Origin of the sequence: Priestia sp. P5 (assembly GCF_029522155.1) — a bacterium.
Taxonomy (GTDB): Bacteria; Bacillota; Bacilli; order Bacillales; family Bacillaceae_H; genus Priestia; species Priestia megaterium_E.
This window is the reverse complement of the sequence record NZ_JAKWFJ010000001.1, coordinates 3099247-3116038: the sequence shown is the minus strand read 5'-3', so window position 1 is coordinate 3116038 and position 16792 is coordinate 3099247. Positions and strand designations below refer to the sequence as shown.

The 16792-nt window shown below is 38.7% G+C and carries 14 protein-coding genes; 12 read left to right on the top strand and 2 right to left on the bottom strand.

The window, feature by feature from the left end; all coding sequences use genetic code 11:
• The first annotated feature begins 172 nt into the window (after positions 1–172).
• On the top strand, positions 173–481 hold the full coding sequence (locus MMB69_RS16495; protein ID WP_014460781.1) for a DUF5634 family protein: 309 nt from the start codon (positions 173–175) through the stop codon (positions 479–481).
• 870 nt (positions 482–1351) lie between these two features.
• Here MMB69_RS16495 and MMB69_RS16490 read toward each other — a convergent pair.
• A complete protein-coding gene (locus tag MMB69_RS16490; RefSeq protein WP_013082511.1) occupies positions 1352–1825 on the bottom strand; it encodes a YbaK/EbsC family protein in 474 nt (157 codons plus the stop codon).
• A gap of 307 nt (positions 1826–2132) precedes the next feature.
• Between MMB69_RS16490 and MMB69_RS16485 the strand changes: the two genes are divergently transcribed.
• From MMB69_RS16485 to MMB69_RS16450, 8 genes are all read left to right on the top strand, one after another.
• Complete coding sequence (locus MMB69_RS16485) at positions 2133–2324, top strand: hypothetical protein (protein WP_269871034.1); 192 nt, start codon at positions 2133–2135, stop codon at positions 2322–2324.
• Between the two features lie 37 nt (positions 2325–2361).
• Positions 2362–3186 (top strand): aldo/keto reductase, encoded by an 825-nt coding sequence (locus tag MMB69_RS16480; RefSeq protein WP_221786002.1) that lies wholly within the window; start codon positions 2362–2364, stop codon positions 3184–3186.
• A gap of 357 nt (positions 3187–3543) precedes the next feature.
• The gene (gene hutH / locus MMB69_RS16475; protein ID WP_269871033.1) at positions 3544–5055 is read left to right on the top strand and encodes a histidine ammonia-lyase; all 1512 of its coding nucleotides are present in this window, start codon (positions 3544–3546) and stop codon (positions 5053–5055) included.
• Positions 5056–5105: 50 nt separating this feature from the next.
• Complete coding sequence (gene hutU, locus MMB69_RS16470; protein ID WP_269871032.1) at positions 5106–6767, top strand: urocanate hydratase; 1662 nt, start codon at positions 5106–5108, stop codon at positions 6765–6767.
• 16 nt (positions 6768–6783) lie between these two features.
• Positions 6784–8073 carry an imidazolonepropionase gene (hutI, locus tag MMB69_RS16465; protein WP_269871031.1) on the top strand — a complete coding sequence of 430 codons (1290 nt, stop codon included), beginning with the start codon at positions 6784–6786 and terminating at the stop codon, positions 8071–8073.
• Positions 8048–9031: an agmatinase family protein gene (locus MMB69_RS16460; protein ID WP_269871030.1), complete on the top strand. Its 984-nt coding sequence runs from the start codon at positions 8048–8050 to the stop codon at positions 9029–9031. The genes hutI and MMB69_RS16460 overlap by 26 nt, the downstream gene beginning before the upstream one ends.
• Before the next feature lie 190 nt (positions 9032–9221).
• A complete protein-coding gene (locus MMB69_RS16455; RefSeq protein WP_221785998.1) occupies positions 9222–9653 on the top strand; it encodes a MarR family winged helix-turn-helix transcriptional regulator in 432 nt (143 codons plus the stop codon).
• Positions 9654–9656: 3 nt separating this feature from the next.
• Entirely contained in the window at positions 9657–9821 is a 165-nt protein-coding gene (locus MMB69_RS16450; protein ID WP_221785997.1) for a hypothetical protein, read from the top strand.
• 88 nt (positions 9822–9909) lie between these two features.
• Here the strand turns inward: MMB69_RS16450 and MMB69_RS16445 are convergent, their stop codons facing one another.
• Positions 9910–10848 carry a nucleoside hydrolase gene (locus MMB69_RS16445; protein ID WP_277448006.1) on the bottom strand — a complete coding sequence of 313 codons (939 nt, stop codon included), beginning with the start codon at positions 10846–10848 and terminating at the stop codon, positions 9910–9912.
• Positions 10849–11402: 554 nt separating this feature from the next.
• Here MMB69_RS16445 and MMB69_RS16440 point away from each other — a divergent pair.
• The 3 genes from MMB69_RS16440 to MMB69_RS16430 all read left to right on the top strand — a co-directional run bounded on the left by MMB69_RS16440 (position 11403) and on the right by MMB69_RS16430 (position 16720).
• On the top strand, positions 11403–12824 hold the full coding sequence (locus tag MMB69_RS16440) for a YfcC family protein (RefSeq protein ID WP_277448005.1): 1422 nt from the start codon (positions 11403–11405) through the stop codon (positions 12822–12824).
• Between the two features lie 62 nt (positions 12825–12886).
• A complete protein-coding gene (iadA, locus tag MMB69_RS16435) occupies positions 12887–14059 on the top strand; it encodes a beta-aspartyl-peptidase (protein ID WP_221785995.1) in 1173 nt (390 codons plus the stop codon).
• A 108-nt stretch (positions 14060–14167) separates the two neighbouring features.
• Positions 14168–16720, top strand: coding sequence for a cyanophycinase (locus MMB69_RS16430; protein ID WP_277448004.1), 2553 nt, complete (start codon positions 14168–14170; stop codon positions 16718–16720).
• Positions 16721–16792: the final 72 nt, after the last annotated feature.

Here is a 16792-nt window from a genome sequence, read left to right as displayed (position 1 = left end):
TTCACTTAGCAATGTTTTTTCATTGCATTATAGTGAGGTAGTTTTTTTATTACTATGTAATGAATGACTATTATATTGACTTGCTTTGTTCATACAACGTTTGAAAGATAGTGTAATTGAATATGCTCAAGGGAATGCTAAGTATAAATCAAAATGAAAAGGGGTATGAAATGTGGAATATGTAGGAAGAGAAGCGATTGTAAGTGAACTGACTCATCATATGGATGACATTTTAAACAAATATAACCTTCAAGGCGTCTCCGTATATGAAGAGGAAGGAGAAGGTAATCACTATTATCTTGGCTACACAGTAAAAAAGAATGATCATGTGTTTATGGTTAACAGACCTTATCTAAAAGATAAAGACGGGAAATTAGCAGTCGAAAAGCAAGAATGGACCGTTCAAGGTAACGAAGGAGAAACAAACGGATATACTTCACTTGAAGATGCGTTTCAAAAAATTGATGAAACCATACATTAAATAATTTTTTGAATTTCAGTTCAGATTTTTTCTTTGAATGCGTGAATCTGAACAGTAGGGCGCTAATGGCTGTCGTGCTTCTTTCACCTATACTATCTAACTTTTCTTTGCTATAAAGTCTAGAAAATTACATGTAATAAAAAATTGTTTTTTTAGGTTTTACTATATAAATACGGGGTACACATATAGTACAGCAGCTATCATGCAAATGGTTGTTGTGGAAGGTTAAATACTTAGCGTTTGAAGGGACTGATTAGTTTTGAAAGGCTTAACAGCGACTTCAGCAAATGTATTACCGCAAATTGAAAGCAGATATTCGTATCTGACACAAGGCACTTTGGTTATGAACCGATATACGTAACGAAAGGGCCTGACTAGGCAAACAAAGGAAAGACTGAATCAACTAGAAGAAGCCTGCATCTAAAAATGTAGGCTTCTTCTTTTTTACAGATGAAACTAAGATGATGAATGAGTACATAACGGGTATAAATTAAGAAGATTCACATTCAATCAATTTTCCGTACACGTTTTTCTTGAAAAAAGGTCATAAGTTGAAGATACTGTATATAACTATGTAAAAGAATTTTTGAAGACAAAATAGTAAATCTGCTTGAGGTGAAAATGATGAGAAAAGCAAATAAAAGTGAATTTCTGTGGAATACGTTAGACGGCTGGCTTTTTATCCCTAGGAACATTCCTTTACTATTTCTTTTTGTATTTCTCTTAGGGGTTTCTTACCTAGGTTGGGTTAAGCTGTTTCATAAATTCGTTTAGCTACACCAATGAGCTGAAACAAAAAACTGTTTCAGCTTGTTGGCGTGCTGATTTATTTATTTATTTTATGTATAGCTGTACCGTAATTTACGTAAATTATTCATTCCATCCTTTGCATACATCAACCCACTTTAAGCATTTCGAAAATTCTTCTAGTTCAGGTATTGTTAATTCAATTGCACTATTTCCACTTCCACAGGCAGGAAAAACGGTAACAAAACGTTTCAGAGATTCATCTAGATACACGTGAACACCTTCATTAACGGCAAACGGGCATACTCCGCCTACGGCATGACCAATCAGCGTTTCTACTTCACTTGCTCCAAGCATTTTTGCTTTGGTTCCGAACTCTTCTTTATATTTTCGGTTATCAATTTTCGCATCTCCTGCTGCCACAATCAATAGAACAGTTCCTTCGGCGTTAAAAGAAAGACTTTTTGCGATCCGTTTCGGCTCGCATTTTAAAGCTTGCGCTGCTAGTTCTACAGTAGCACTGGACTCATCCATTTCGATAATTCGATTCTCCATACCATATTGTTTAAAATATGCTTTTACTTTTTCAATCGCCATTTTTTATATCCATTCCTTTCTTGCAAATATGTATGATTGCCTTACAGAGAACGTGCAGTTGTTCTTTACAGTGAAAAAATCTTATTATTTTAATATACAGAAATTATACACAACTTTGAAGTTAAAAGCACATATTCGTTTTAATTAAAAAAGTTACGTAGGTAAAGTATTTTTAACTGATTAAAGCAGGATTACGGAACCGTTTGACGAATGTAACTATGTCGGCTGCGAAAACATAGGCATTAGAACGAAAGATAAATGATGAAATTGAAAAGGCGCAAACGTTCTAGTGAAATGAGGAGAAGTAATGCCAAATTTACACACTGTCGTCAGTTTTTTTAGCAGTACATGTATGGCAGCGATGAGTATGATTTATTTGTTTTCCCTTGTGCCGCGCGCATGGTCTTTTAAATTTCGATTTGGAGCCATGATTATAGGAATCCCAGTCGGCATTATAATGGGACAGGTTGCTATGCTGATCGGCTGGCACCATCATTAAAACTTTGAATTTTTTAACAAAAAAGGAGACGTGTAAAATGAATATTGTTACATTAAACAATGGTTTAAAAATGCCTCAGCTTGGGTTTGGCGTATGGCAAGTAGAAGATAACCAAGCAGCAGCTGCAGTGTCAAAAGCAATTGAAGTGGGATATACGTCTATCGACACAGCCATGATTTATAAAAATGAAGAAGGAGTAGGTCAAGCGATTAAAGAATCTTCTGTTCCTCGAGAACAGCTGTTTATTACAACAAAAGTTTGGAACAGCGACCAAGGCTATGAAAATGCATTACGTGCATTTGATGAAAGCTTAGAACGATTAGGACTTGAGTATGTCGATTTATATTTAATTCACTGGCCTACGCCTCAATATGATGAGTACGTGGAGACGTATAAAGCATTAGAAAAGCTTTATCACGACGGAAAAGTAAAAGCAATTGGTGTCTGCAACTTTGAAATTGAGCATTTAGAGCGCTTGTTAAACGAATGTGATGTAACGCCTGTTTTAAACCAAATCGAGTGTCATCCGTATCTTGCTCAAAATGAATTAAAAGAGTTTTGTGCCAAACATAATATTTTCGTGGAAGCATGGAGTCCTCTTGATCAAGGAGGAGAAGTGTTACAAGACGAGGTTATTCAAAAAATTGCTGAAGTACATAGCAAAACTCCGGCTCAAGTTGTATTGCGCTGGCACTTACAAAACAACACAATTGTCATCCCTAAATCAGTTACACCGTCTAGAATAGAAGAAAACTTTAACGTGTTTGATTTTGAACTTACTGCCGATGATATGGCAGAGATTAATGGGTTAAACAGCAATCGCCGCAAAGGTCCGCACCCAAGTGACATGAACGTCCGATAACGTTTAAAAAATAAAATTGTGCAGCCGTGAATCATCGCTGCTATAAGAAATAATGAGTTTATTTCAGATTATTTAAAATTTTCTTAAATAATAATTGACAAATGATTAATTCAGCGTAATACTTAGTGTAGGTACCCTAGTTGCTTTAAGTTGTACAGCTTAAAGTGTATAGTGATTTAGTCGTTTAGCGATTGTTTGTATGTATAAGTTGAAATGCCGATTATTAATAAAAGCCCATAGTGTAAGTAGGTTAGTTTATAGGGGGCTATATCAAAAGGAGCTTGTTTCCTCTTTGATATAGCCCCTTTTTGTGTTCAAAAAAAAGGTAGTCTACAGTTTAACAAGGGAGCGGGTATGATGTTTATTCAAATCGACGGAAATTCACTGACGTTCGACCAAATCTACAAAGTTATTTACCAAGGATACTCCGTGAAAATTAGCGATCACGCAGTTGAACATATACAAAAAAGCAGAACGTTAATTGAAGAGAGCATTACGAATAACAACGTAATTTACGGAGTAAATACTGGATTTGGAAAGTTTAGCGATACGGTTATTTCAAAAACGGACTTAGCTGATCTGCAGATTAACTTGATTCGCAGTCATGCCTGCGGACTAGGAGAACCATTCTCGTTAGAAGTAAGCAGAGTGATGCTGCTGTTACGAGCAAATGCATTGGCTAAAGGATATTCCGGAATACGACTGGAAACCTTGCAGCTTCTTATCGATTGCTTAAATCAAAACGTAGTACCGGTTATCCCGAGTCAAGGTTCGCTTGGAGCTAGCGGTGACTTAGCCCCGTTATCACATCTAGCGCTGCTGCTAGTTGGAGAAGGGGAAGCTGTATATAATGGTCAGCAAATGCAAGGAGAAGAAGCTTTAAAGCTAGCGGGGCTTGAACCTATCCAATTACAAGCGAAAGAAGGGCTAGCTTTGATCAACGGCACTCAGGCAATGACGGCTGTAGGAGTAGTTTCGTACCTTGAAGCTCAAAAGCTAGCAGATCTTGCTGACGGGATTGCAGCACTGACATTAGAAGGTCTGCAAGGCATTTTAGATGCATTCATGCCCGAGTCTCATGGAGTAAGACCTTATCCGGAACAACAGCAGGTAGCTGCCCGAATTCTTTCATATTTAGAAGGCAGTCAATTAACTACTTCTCAAGGTCAAATGAGAGTGCAAGATGCTTATTCACTGCGCTGCATTCCTCAAGTTCATGGTGCTATTTATCAAGTTTTAAATTATGTAAAAGAAAAGCTGTTAATTGAAGTTAATTCAGCAACCGATAACCCGCTCATCTTTGCCGACAGCGGCAAAGTAATTTCTGGAGGGAACTTTCACGGGCAGCCCATTGCGTTTGCTATGGATTTTCTAGGAATTGCAATGGCGGAGCTTGGGAATATTTCTGAACGGCGCATTGAACGAATAGTAAACCCTCAGCTTAGTGGGCTGCCCGCATTTTTAAGTGCAGATCCAGGTCTAGAGTCCGGGCTCATGATTACTCAATACGCTGCAGCTTCATTAGTTTCCGAAAATAAAGTATTAGCGCATCCATCAAGTGTTGATTCTATCCCATCTTCAGCAAATCAAGAAGATCATGTCAGCATGGGAACGACTGCTGCTCGTCATGCTTATCAAATTATCCAAAATACACGAAGAGTTCTATCGATTGAAGCAATTTGTGCGGCTCAAGCAGCCGATATTCAAGGAGTGGATAAACTCGCTTCAGAAACAAGAAAAATTCATTCAAGAATTAGAAAAACCGTACCAACCATTATTAAAGATCGAATTTTCTCACGTGATATTGAGGCGTTAGCAGCTGATTTCAAAACCTTTGTGCAAGATACTAATTATGAACTAGCGTTGTAATAAAAATGTTCGTTTAACAGTTTTTCATTTTTATAGAGGAGGAAAACAAAATGGAGACAAAGCAAAGTGGAATGAAAGCACCTCGTGGAACGGAACTAACGACAAAAGGCTGGGTACAAGAAGCTGCTCTTCGCATGCTTCTAAACAATTTAGATTCCGAAGTAGCGGAGCATCCGGAAAAGTTAGTCGTATACGGAGGAATCGGAAAAGCAGCTCGTAACTGGGAGGCGTTCGATCGTATTGTCGCAGCGTTAAAAGAGTTAGAAGAAGATGAAACGCTTCTCATACAGTCCGGTAAGCCTGTTGCGGTTTTTAAAACCCACAGTGATGCACCGCGTGTTTTATTAGCGAATTCGAATCTTGTTCCTGCTTTTGCAAATTGGGAGACGTTCCATGAGCTTGATAAAAAAGGGTTAATGATGTACGGACAAATGACTGCAGGAAGCTGGATTTATATTGGAACCCAAGGCATTGTTCAAGGAACGTATGAAACATTTGCTGAATGTGCCAACCAGCATTTTAACGGAACTTTGAAAGGAACCATTACGGTAACAGCTGGATTAGGAGGAATGGGAGGCGCACAGCCACTAGCTGTTACGATGGCAGGCGGCGTTGTAATTGGAATTGATGTTGATCGCACGCGTATTGAAAAGCGTATTGAAACAAAATATTGCGATACGGTAGTCGAAAGCGTAGCTGATGCAATCACATTAGCTGAAGATGCAAAAAGATTGGGCAAAGCGCTTTCTATTGGATTAGTTGGAAATGCAGCCGAGATTCTTCCTGAAATGATAGAGCGAGGATTTATCCCAGATATTGTGACAGATCAAACATCGGCACATGATCCGCTTAACGGATATTTGCCGATTGGAGTCAGCTTAGCAGAAGGAGAAAAATTGCGGAATACAAATCCAAATGAATATATAAAACAATCAAAAGCAAGTATGGCTATTCACGTTCAAGCCATGTTAGAGATGCAAAGAAAAGGCGCGGTTGCTTTTGACTATGGCAATAATATTCGCCAAGTGGCGTTAGATGAAGGTGTCACGAATGCATTTGATTTCCCGGGATTTGTCCCAGCGTACATCCGTCCGCAGTTCTGTGAAGGAAAAGGACCGTTCAGGTGGGTCGCTTTGTCAGGAAACCCAGAGGATATTTATAAAACAGATGAAGTCATTTTACGTGAGTTTTCGGATAATACGCATCTTTGCAACTGGATTAAAATGGCGAGAGAAAAAATTGAGTTTCAAGGATTGCCGGCGCGTATTTGCTGGCTAGGCTACGGAGAAAGAGCGCGCTTTGGAAAAATTATTAATGATATGGTAGCAAACGGAGAACTGTCAGCGCCTATCGTTATTGGTAGAGATCATCTAGATGCCGGTTCTGTGGCGTCGCCAAACCGTGAAACTGAAGCAATGAAAGACGGCAGTGATGCAGTAGCAGACTGGCCGATTTTAAATGCATTAGTAAATACGGCAGCAGGCGCAAGCTGGGTATCTGTTCACCACGGAGGAGGAGTAGGTATGGGGTATTCTCTTCACGCTGGAATGGTTGTAGTAGCAGACGGGACGGACGAAGCCGCCAAACGTCTAGAGCGTGTTTTAACAACAGACCCAGGCATGGGTGTTGTTCGTCATGTAGACGCCGGCTATGATAAAGCTATTCAAACTGCAAAAGAAAAAGGAATACAAATTCCGGCGTTAAATGAATAAAAAAGGAGGGATACGTATGACTATTACGTATATCAAATGCGCTGCACAAGTCATTACGGTTAAAGGAGGAAGTCAGCCTAGACGATCGGAGGAAATGTCAGATCTAGGAATCATTGAAAATGGCAGCGTACTCGTGAAAAATGGAAAAATTGTATTTGTTGGGCTTGACGTCAAAGCGCAGGAATACCTTGAGCATATCCATGAACCTATTAATATAATTGATGCCGAAGGAAAAATCGTAACGCCTGGGTTGATTGATCCCCACACTCACCTTGTGTTTGGCGGCAGTCGTGAAAAAGAATTAGAAATGCGCTTAAACGGGGCGAAGTATATTGATATTTTAAAAGCGGGAGGAGGAATTTTACAAACAACCGTTAGTACACGACAAGCAACGGAAGAGGAGCTAATCAAGCAATCTACAAAACGTTTAAATAAATTTCTGCAGCACGGAGTTACAACTGTCGAAGCCAAAAGTGGGTACGGTTTAAATCTTAAAGATGAAATCAAACAATTAAAAGTAGCGAAGAAACTGAATGAACAGCATCCAGTAGATGTTGTTTCAACCTTTATGGGAGCTCATGCGGTGCCAGTTGAGTACAAAGGAAATGAAGATCAGTTTGTTCGTTTCGTTATCGAAGAAATGATACCAATCGTTGCAAAAGAAGAGCTAGCGGAGTTTTGTGATGTATTTTGTGAAGAAGGCGTGTTTACAGTTGAACAGTCAGAGCATATTTTACAAGCTGGAAAAGCATACGGACTAAAACCTAAAATCCACGCCGATGAAATTGTGTCTTTTGGCGGGGCAGAATTAGCGGCTAAAGTGGGAGCAGTGTCCGCGGATCATTTGTTAAAAGCATCGGATCAAGGAATTAAGCAAATGGCTGAAAGCGGAGTTATAGCCGTTCTACTGCCGGGTACGGCATTCTTTTTAATGGAAGAGCCGGCGCGTGCTAGAAAAATGATTGAAGCAGGAGTGCCGGTTGCTTTGTCTACAGATCGAAACCCTGGGTCTTCTCCTACGGAATCACTGCCGTTTATTATGAATTTAGCATGTTTAGCGATGAAGATGACGCCAGCAGAAGTTTTAACCGCCTGTACGATCAACGCGGCTCATGCCATTTGCAAAGGGGATCAAATCGGAAGTATTGAAGTAGGTAAAAAAGCCGATTTAGTGCTATTTGACGCTCCCAATTACCAAACGCTGCAGTATAACTATGCCGTAAATCTTGTAGACACGGTATTAAAAGATGGAAAAGTTGTGGTTGAAGGCGGTGTTTTACATGAACTATCCGTACCCACAGCTTGATCGACCGCCTTTTTGCTGGCAGCGTCAAAGTACTTCTGATCCTAAAGTAAGTGATTGGATTCAGACAGTTGAAGATGGGAGCAGCGTCGACTTTACATCGATAGATATTACGGTCTTGGGCGTGCCTCTTTCAAGATCTTCCATTAGCGCTTCTGGAGCCAGTGAGACGCCAATGGCCATGAGGAAGCTCTGGAAATCCTTTAACCCGTATCATATTGAGTATGATACGGATTTGACTTCCTTGTCAGTGTTGGATTTAGGAGACGTCAAGCAGCACGTAACGAATATAGGGAAGTCTCATCAGTATATAAAAGAAGCGATGATGTCTATGCGGAAATGTCATCCGCATGCGCTACCTATTATGCTTGGAGGCGATCATTCTATTACAGCTATGTTAGTAAAAGGGTGGAAAGAGTCACATCCCGAACAGAAAATAGGGATTTTGCAGTTTGATACGCACTTTGACTTACGCAGCTTAGAAGATAACGGTCCTTCTAACGGAACCCCTATACGAAATTTAATCGAAAGCAATACTATTGATGCAGCTCATGTATGGAATATCGGACTTCACGGGTTTTATAATTCAAAATCGTTAAAGGAATATGCAGATAGCAAAGGCGTTCATTATGTAACGTTACTGCAAGCAAGAAAAGCAGGAATAAATCATACCGTGAAAGAAGCATTAAAACAGCTGAGCAAAGAGGTAGATATGATCTATTTAACCGTTGATATGGATGTGTTAGATATCACTTACGCACCTGGAGTTCCAGCAGGAACGACAGGGGGAATGAGAACGGAGGAATTGTTTGAAGCGGTATACACGGCTGGGAGTCATCCGCTTGTTCAAGCAATGGATATTGTATGTCTAGATCCGCTGCGTGATGTAGGAGAAATTACCGTGAAAGCAGGCATACACGTGTTTTTGAATTTTTTAACGGGTGTTGCAAACAGAAAGTAAGGAAGTGTGCTTCCTTACTTTTTTATATGGCTATTTTTATAAGATTAATAAACGATTGTTGAGAGTGGGATAAAATAACTTTAGAAGTGTGTATGGATTTTAGTAAATATATTTTTACTAAAATAAACAATTTTTATTGTTTTTATTAGAATTTAGTAATAATATATTTACTAAAGAAGGTGAACATCTTATGAAGGAAAATCTGGCTAAGGAATATATCGCTTTAATACCGGTTTTATTTAAAAACTTCAAGAACTTAAATAAGAATGAAGTGAAATTAACACATTTACAAAATCACGTAGTTGAATTTATGTATATGAAAAAAAGAGATTTGAATATTAAGGAAATTAGTAATGGATTAAATATTGCCAAACAACAGTTAACGAATGTTATCAGTGAATTAGAAAATGAAGGATATTTAATCAAAATGCCTGATCCGCGAGATAAGCGTGCAGTTTTAGTCTCATTAACGTTTAAAGGAAAAAGTATTCAAGAGGAAAAATGGAGAGGGATTTATAGTAACTTTCATACAAATCTTGCGAAGTTAAATGAAGAAGAGCAATTAGACCTGCAGTTTGCTCTTCATAAATTAAGTGTTTTATTAAAAAAGATGGAGGGATAAATCATGAATCAAAGAGAGCGAATTTTACTTATTAGTGTAGGCGTTATAGGCGGGACAGTAATGGGAGTAATTTATAAAGATATATCCAAATGTTTAATTACAGGTGTTATTGTCGCTTCAATCATTACGGTAATGCTCAATCAAAAAGCGAAAAGAACAGCTAGATAGTATGAATAAACGTAAGACAGCACCAGCAAGTCACCAACTCAGCTATGGTGCTGCCTCTCGTTTATAAAGTGTATTTTCTAAATGAACATTACGAAGTTGAATATGATTTAAGAGCTTCAAGCATCAGATCCCAAAATCCATCCACATCAAGGGTTAAACCAAACTTCGCATTTGCTTTCCTTCCTGTAACTCCAAGCAAATCAACTGAAGTCGTTCCAGCCGTGTATTCTCCGCGTGTTTCTACCACAATATTAACTTCCTTTAGCGTAAATAGTTCTGGAGCTATGCAATAAGCAACAGTTAATACATCGTGAACAGGAGGACCATCAAAGCCAAACGTTTCTTTATAGGTAGATTTAAAAAATGCTAATAATTCACCCACCTTTTTTGCTACGTTATTATCAATGTTCATCACTTGGTTAATAACATTATCTGTTGCAACGGCTTGATGCGTAATATCTAACCCCATTACTACGAGTAGAATGCCGCTATCAAACACTTTTTTAGCCGCTTCTGGATCTGCCCAAATATTAAACTCAGCTGTTGGCGTCCAGTTCCCGAAGGTTCCGCCGCCCATAAGGATAATCTCTTCAATATTTTCTTTAATTTCTGGAGCTTTTATTAAAGCTAAAGCAATGTTCGTTAATGGACCGGTAGGCAAAAGCGTAACGGGATCTTCTGACTCTTTGACCATTCGTATAATAGTATCTACTCCGTGTTCTTCGCTCCAGCTGCGAGAGAGAGCCGGGAACTCAGGGCCGTCTAATCCCGAATCACCGTGTATACTAGGCGCGTTTTCACGTCTGCGCATCATTGGTTCGCTTGCTCCTTTTGAAACAATCACGTTATGTAACGATACCAAATCACACACCTTCAAAGCATTCAGCGTCGTTTTTTCTATTTCTGCGTTTCCTGAAACAGTTGTAATCCCTAAAATATCTAATCCTGGTTGTGCAGCAGCTAAAATAATTGCAATGGCATCATCATGACCTGGGTCACAGTCCATAATAATCTTTCTTTTTTTCATTATGATCACCTCTATAGAATGGATAAATTGCTGTTAATGTTACATGGATTTTATTTTTTCTAAAATAGCTTCTGTAAACTCCGACGTAAAGGCATGTCCGCCTAAATGTTTCGTTTTCACTTCAGCTTGGAGCGTTTGATAAAGTGCGTGTTCTACTGTAGCAGCCACTTCTGTAAGTTTGTGATCCGCATGTTTTTCAGCTAGCCATTTGAGTATAGTATTTTTTTATGTTTATAGATTAAATTCTTTTATCTTTTTTTGTAGATTTTAAAAAAAAGAACTAGCTAATGCTTCGTGCTCCAGATTTTCTATTAAACAGCTTCTTAATTGGTCATATTAAATTTAAAAAAACACCCAATTACCACCTAAAACATGATTTAATTATATCATAATTCAGAAAATTAAACGGTTATACGTTGGCACGAAAATTGCTTGTACTATATGTGAAGAACACAAGAGAAAGGAGCAATATGTAGTTGCAGATAAGGAAGCTGCTTTTAAAGAACGAGAAGTCTGTTTAAAGTTATTATTTCACAATGAAGGGGAGAAGAAGAATGAGTGAACCGCAAAAAGAAATGAGTTCATTAAATCAGGTAAGGGAAAAAGAGAGGAAAATAAACGTTTTTGCTTTATTGTTAGGCTTTCTTGTGATTGCTACTATTTTAACGTATATCTTGCCAGCCGGAGAATACGCACGTGTAGAAGTAGACGGACGAACAACGGTAGATCCTCAGTCGTTTAAATGGATTGATTCTACACCAGTTGGATTCTTTGATATGGTCAAAGCGATACATACAGGAATGGTAGAAGGAGCCGATATTATCTTTTTTGTATTAATTATCGGGGGTTTCTTTGGTGTACTAAGCGCTACGGGGACAGTAGATGTATTAATTACAACGATGGCTAAAAAGCTTGCTACCCGAGAAAAATTATTAATTCCTGTTATGATGCTATTTTTTGCGGTAGGAGGATCTTTAATGGGAATGGCGGAAGAAACGCTAGCCTATATTCCTCTTTTAATTCCGCTGGCACTTGCTCTTGGGTTCGACGCATTAACGGGAACTGCCATTGTTTTAATTGGAGCATCAGCTGGTTTTACTACGGCTGTTATGAATCCGTTTACAGTGGGTGTTGCACAAGGAGTAGCAGAGCTTCCTATGTTTTCTGGAATGGGCTTTCGCCTTATCTTATTCGTAGTTGTTTACGCTGTTTCAGTATGGTTTGTCTATCGATATGCGATGAAAGTTAAAAAAAGTCCTTCGATTGGAACTTACGGAAAATACAGCATAACTAATGCAAATAAACTTTTAAACTCCGATGCCAAGTTAACTAGAAAGCATAAATGGATTATGGCAGCATTTCTTGTTAACTATGTAATTCTTGCTTTTGGGGTTATTAAGTATAAGTGGTACATTACCGAAATTGCCTCTCTGTTTGTCATTTTGACTATTGTGATTGGGGTTATTGGGAGACTGTCTGTTGAAAATACAGTTAAGTCGTTTACAAACGGGGCAGCAGCATTAGTTGGAGGAGCGCTAGTTATCGGAGTTTCTCGTGCTGTTCTTGTTGTTTTGAATGAAGGTCATATTGTAGATCCTATGCTTCATCAAGTATCTGGAGCCATTCAACATATTCCGGGATATTTAAGCGTTATCGGAATTTATAACTTCCAAGCCCTGATTCACCTTATTTTAGCATCTGGAACAGGTCATGCGATGCTGACAATGCCAATCATGACGCCGCTTGCAGATTTGCTTGATATTACAAGACAAACAGCAGTATTATCTTTTTCTTTTGCAGACGGCATCGGAAACATTATTTTCCCGACGGCTGGAACATTAATGGCTGGCTTAGCGATTGCGGGAATTTCATGGACAAAGTGGGCGAAATGGGTGCTGCCGTTAGTCCTTATTCAATATGTGATTGGTCTAATAGCCGTTGTGATTGCTTATTTTATCAATTACGGGCCATTTTAAGAGTTGAAAGTATATAGAAAATGTTATTCGTAAGCTGAGCTTACTAGTAGGAGGAATAGACGTTGTTAACCTTAATCAAAAACGCAGAAGTATATGCACCACAGCCTTTAGGAAAAAAAGACGTATTACTTGCAGACAGCAAAATCATCCTTATAAAAGATTATATTGAGCATTTAAATACGTCCATTCCTATTGATGTTGTAGACGCCGCTAATCACATTATAGCTCCAGGCTTCATTGACTCACATGTTCATATTATTGGTGGAGGAGGAGAAGGTGGATATAAAACACGCACGCCTGAACTAATGTTAACCGATGCAACGACTGCCGGTGTTACAACTATTGTAGGTGTACTTGGAACAGACGGTACAACAAGAAGAATGGAAAATCTTCTGGCCAAAGCAAGAGGATTAGAAGAAGAAGGGATTAGCTGTTTCATTCACACAGGTTCCTATCAAATACCGGTAAAAACGTTAACCAGCAGCATCGAGGAAGACCTTATTTTAATTGATAAAATTATTGGAGTAGGTGAAATTGCGATCTCTGACCACCGTTCCTCTGAACCGACATTTGAAGAACTGGTAAAGGTGACTTCCGCTGCCCGCAATGGAGGGATTTTATCAGGAAAAGCTGGAATATTAGAAGTTCACGTAGGAGATGGAGAACGAAAATTATCTTTATTAAATCAAATTGCAGATAAAACAGACCTGCCAATTCGTCAATTTCATCCTACACACATTAATCGAAATGAAGAGCTGTTTAAAGAAGGAATTCAATTTGCAAAACGAGGCGGATATGTAGATTTGACGACTAGCACCATTCCTCATTTTTTAGAAGAAGGGGAAGTGAAGTGCAGCAAAGGGTTACGCATCATGCTTGAAGAAGAAGTTCCGATCTCAAGTATTACGTTTTCATCCGATGGAAACGCGAGCCTGCCGTTTTTTGATGATAACGGAGATTATAAAGGTCTTCAAGTTGGAAAAGTGTCTTCTTTATTTCAAGAAGTACGAGATGCAGTATTAGAGGAATCAGTACCGTTAGAAACAGCTCTTCAAGTTATTACCTCTAACCCTGCTAAAGTATTAAAATTGTACAATAAAGGGCATATTCAACCTGGAAAAGATGCAGATTTAGTCCTTTTAGATAAAGAGACGCTAACGATTAAAACAGTTTTTGCTCAAGGTAAAATGATGCTAAAAGATGGTGTTCCTCTTGTGAAAGGAACGTTTGAATAATAGATTTTAGACTCTAAGCAGCGAAGCATCATTTAACGAACGTATTGTGGAAAGGATATGAGCTAATTAGAAAGAGCTATTGAAATTTGCGTGGAAAGGGGCATTCCAATGAAAAAGAAACTTGTTTCATGTCTGATCAGCTTTACATTACTTTCTTCTTTGAGTACACCGCTGCTTGCAAAAGCACAAGACAATACTCAGGACATTAAAGGCAACCTTGTTATTGCAGGCGGAGGTGTAGGAACATCCAATCACGATATATATGAAAAATTTCTCTTGCTTGCTGGGGGAAAAGAAAAAGCCAAAGTAGGGATTATTCCAGCTGCTAGCACAACGCTGCAGTCTTCTGAAAAGTTTAAGGAAGACCTCGTGAAATACGGAGTAAACTCAGATTCTATTCAAATTCTTCCCGTTTCCAATCACGATTTTTCTGACACACAAAAAGATGAATCGACTTGGAAGAATCAAGTGAACGACAAGAAGTTATCCCGTACGATTAAAGGACTAACGGCAGTTTGGTTTGTTGGAGGAGACCAAACAAAAATTGTGGATTCCCTTCGTCAAAATAATGGAAACGATTCTGAAGCGTTAAAAGCTATCTGGGATATATATCGTAAGGGAGCAGTTATCGGAGGTACAAGTGCAGGAGCTGCAATTATGAGTGACGTCATGATTACAGGAGGAGACAGTCTAGGAGCTTTAAAAGAAAGTATAGGAAACAAGGAAAATAAACATGTAAACGAAAACCAACACAATAAGAAAGAATACGAGCCTCTATCAGTTCAAAAAGGGCTGGGATTTTTCCAACACGGCATAATTGATCAGCATATGGATGAACGAGCACGACTTGGGCGACTTGCAGTAGCTGCGTATAATGCTGAACGCGACAAAGAAAAAAACTTTGCATACGGTGTAGACGAAGATACTGCTATGGTCGTTAACAATAAAGATCAAAAGGTTGAAGTCGTTGGAAGAAGCGGAGTAGCTGTCTTAGATATGAGCAAAGCTAAGCTTATATCTAAGCAAAAAGTGCGTTCAGGCTTAGAGAACATAAAAGTCAGTTACTTATCTCCTGGAGATAAAATTAACTATCATTTAAAATCATTTGAATTTCCAAACGATAAAGTAGAAACGAAGGGGTTTGAATATTATTCCTTTAACGCACTACCTGCTACGGGTGTTTTTACACCGTATGGAAGGTTAAAGGCTTATTTATCCTATTCTCTTATTGACAATGAATCGATGAAATCTGCCAAAAGCTATGTTTATGACAGTCAAGGGTCTGGGTACGAAATTGCTTTTCAAAAGAATAATGACACAAACGGCTACTGGCGGTATACTGACGGACAAAAAGATGATTATTCCATTGTAAATGTAAGAATGGACATTACGCCTAAAACCGTCAAATTTCAACCGGATAAAAAAACTAGTTTAACGTATAAAAAACCTACTTTTTCTTCATCTGAAAGTCCTGCATACGATTCGATTAAAGGTAACCTCTTAATTGCAGGAGGAGCGCTTGGCAGCAGTAATTCAAGCGTGTATAACAAGTTTATTACTCTGGCAGGAGGAAAGCAGGCCAAAATAGGAATTGTTCCTGCAGCGAGTACTAAGTTCGACTCTTCTAATCAGTTTAAAAGTGATTTAGTTAAATACGGAGTGAAGGCAGAAAATATAGAGAATTTACCTATTTCAAACCATGACTTTAAAGGAACTTCTGAAAATGAGTCGAATTGGAAAGCAAATATGAATAGTGATAAACTAGCGCAAAAAGTTAAAGGGCTAACAGGTATTTGGTTTGTAGGAGGAGATCAAACCTTGATTACGGGCTCGTTGCGGAATGAAAATGGTTCGGACTCAAAAGTTTTACAAGCCATATGGCATACGTATAAAAACGGGGCAGTACTTGGCGGTACGAGTGCCGGAGCGGCGATTATGAGTAATACTATGCTCGCTGGCGGAGATAGCTACGGAGCTCTTTCGTACGGATTTACAGACACATACGATGATATGACTCAGCAAGAAGGCGGTCCTGCTTATTTAGAAAAAGGCCTTGGCTTTTTTCAATACGGTCTTGTAGATCAGCATTTTGACAACAAAGCAAGACTGGGACGTCTTATTGCAACAGCGTACGAAAAAGGAAATAAAAATCAGCTTGCGTACGGAATCGATGAAGATACAGCTATGGTGGTCAACAATTCAGGAAAACAAATAGAAGTTGTTGGAAGAGGCGGTATTACGTTAGTTGATTTAGCCAAAGTACAGGCAAATGACAAATTTCCGAGTAATTACAAAAATATTCTTATCTCTTGTATTACTCCAGGCGATAAAGTAAATATGACAACAAAAGAAATCGTAATAAACCCAGGTAAAACGTCTACTAGAAAAAATGAATACTACAGTGAAAAGATTGGGCCAAACACGGGTCTTTTCTCTGCGCACGGTGTATTAAGAAAATTTTTAGCTTACGATCTTATCGATAACGCTCAGAGCAAAGAAATAAAGAGCTATACGTTTAACCAAAACAAAGGTTTTGAGCTTACCTTCAGAAAAAGCCCTGAAAGCAATGGCTATTGGGCTTATACCGACGGTCAAAAAGACGATTACTCTATTGTGAAAGTAGCCTTAGATATCAAACCAATAAACGTAGACATTAAATGAGAAGGAAGTAATTCAATGCATCTAGCACTTTAGCATATCGTGCCTCCACCAATTAAAGTGGAGGCGCTTTTT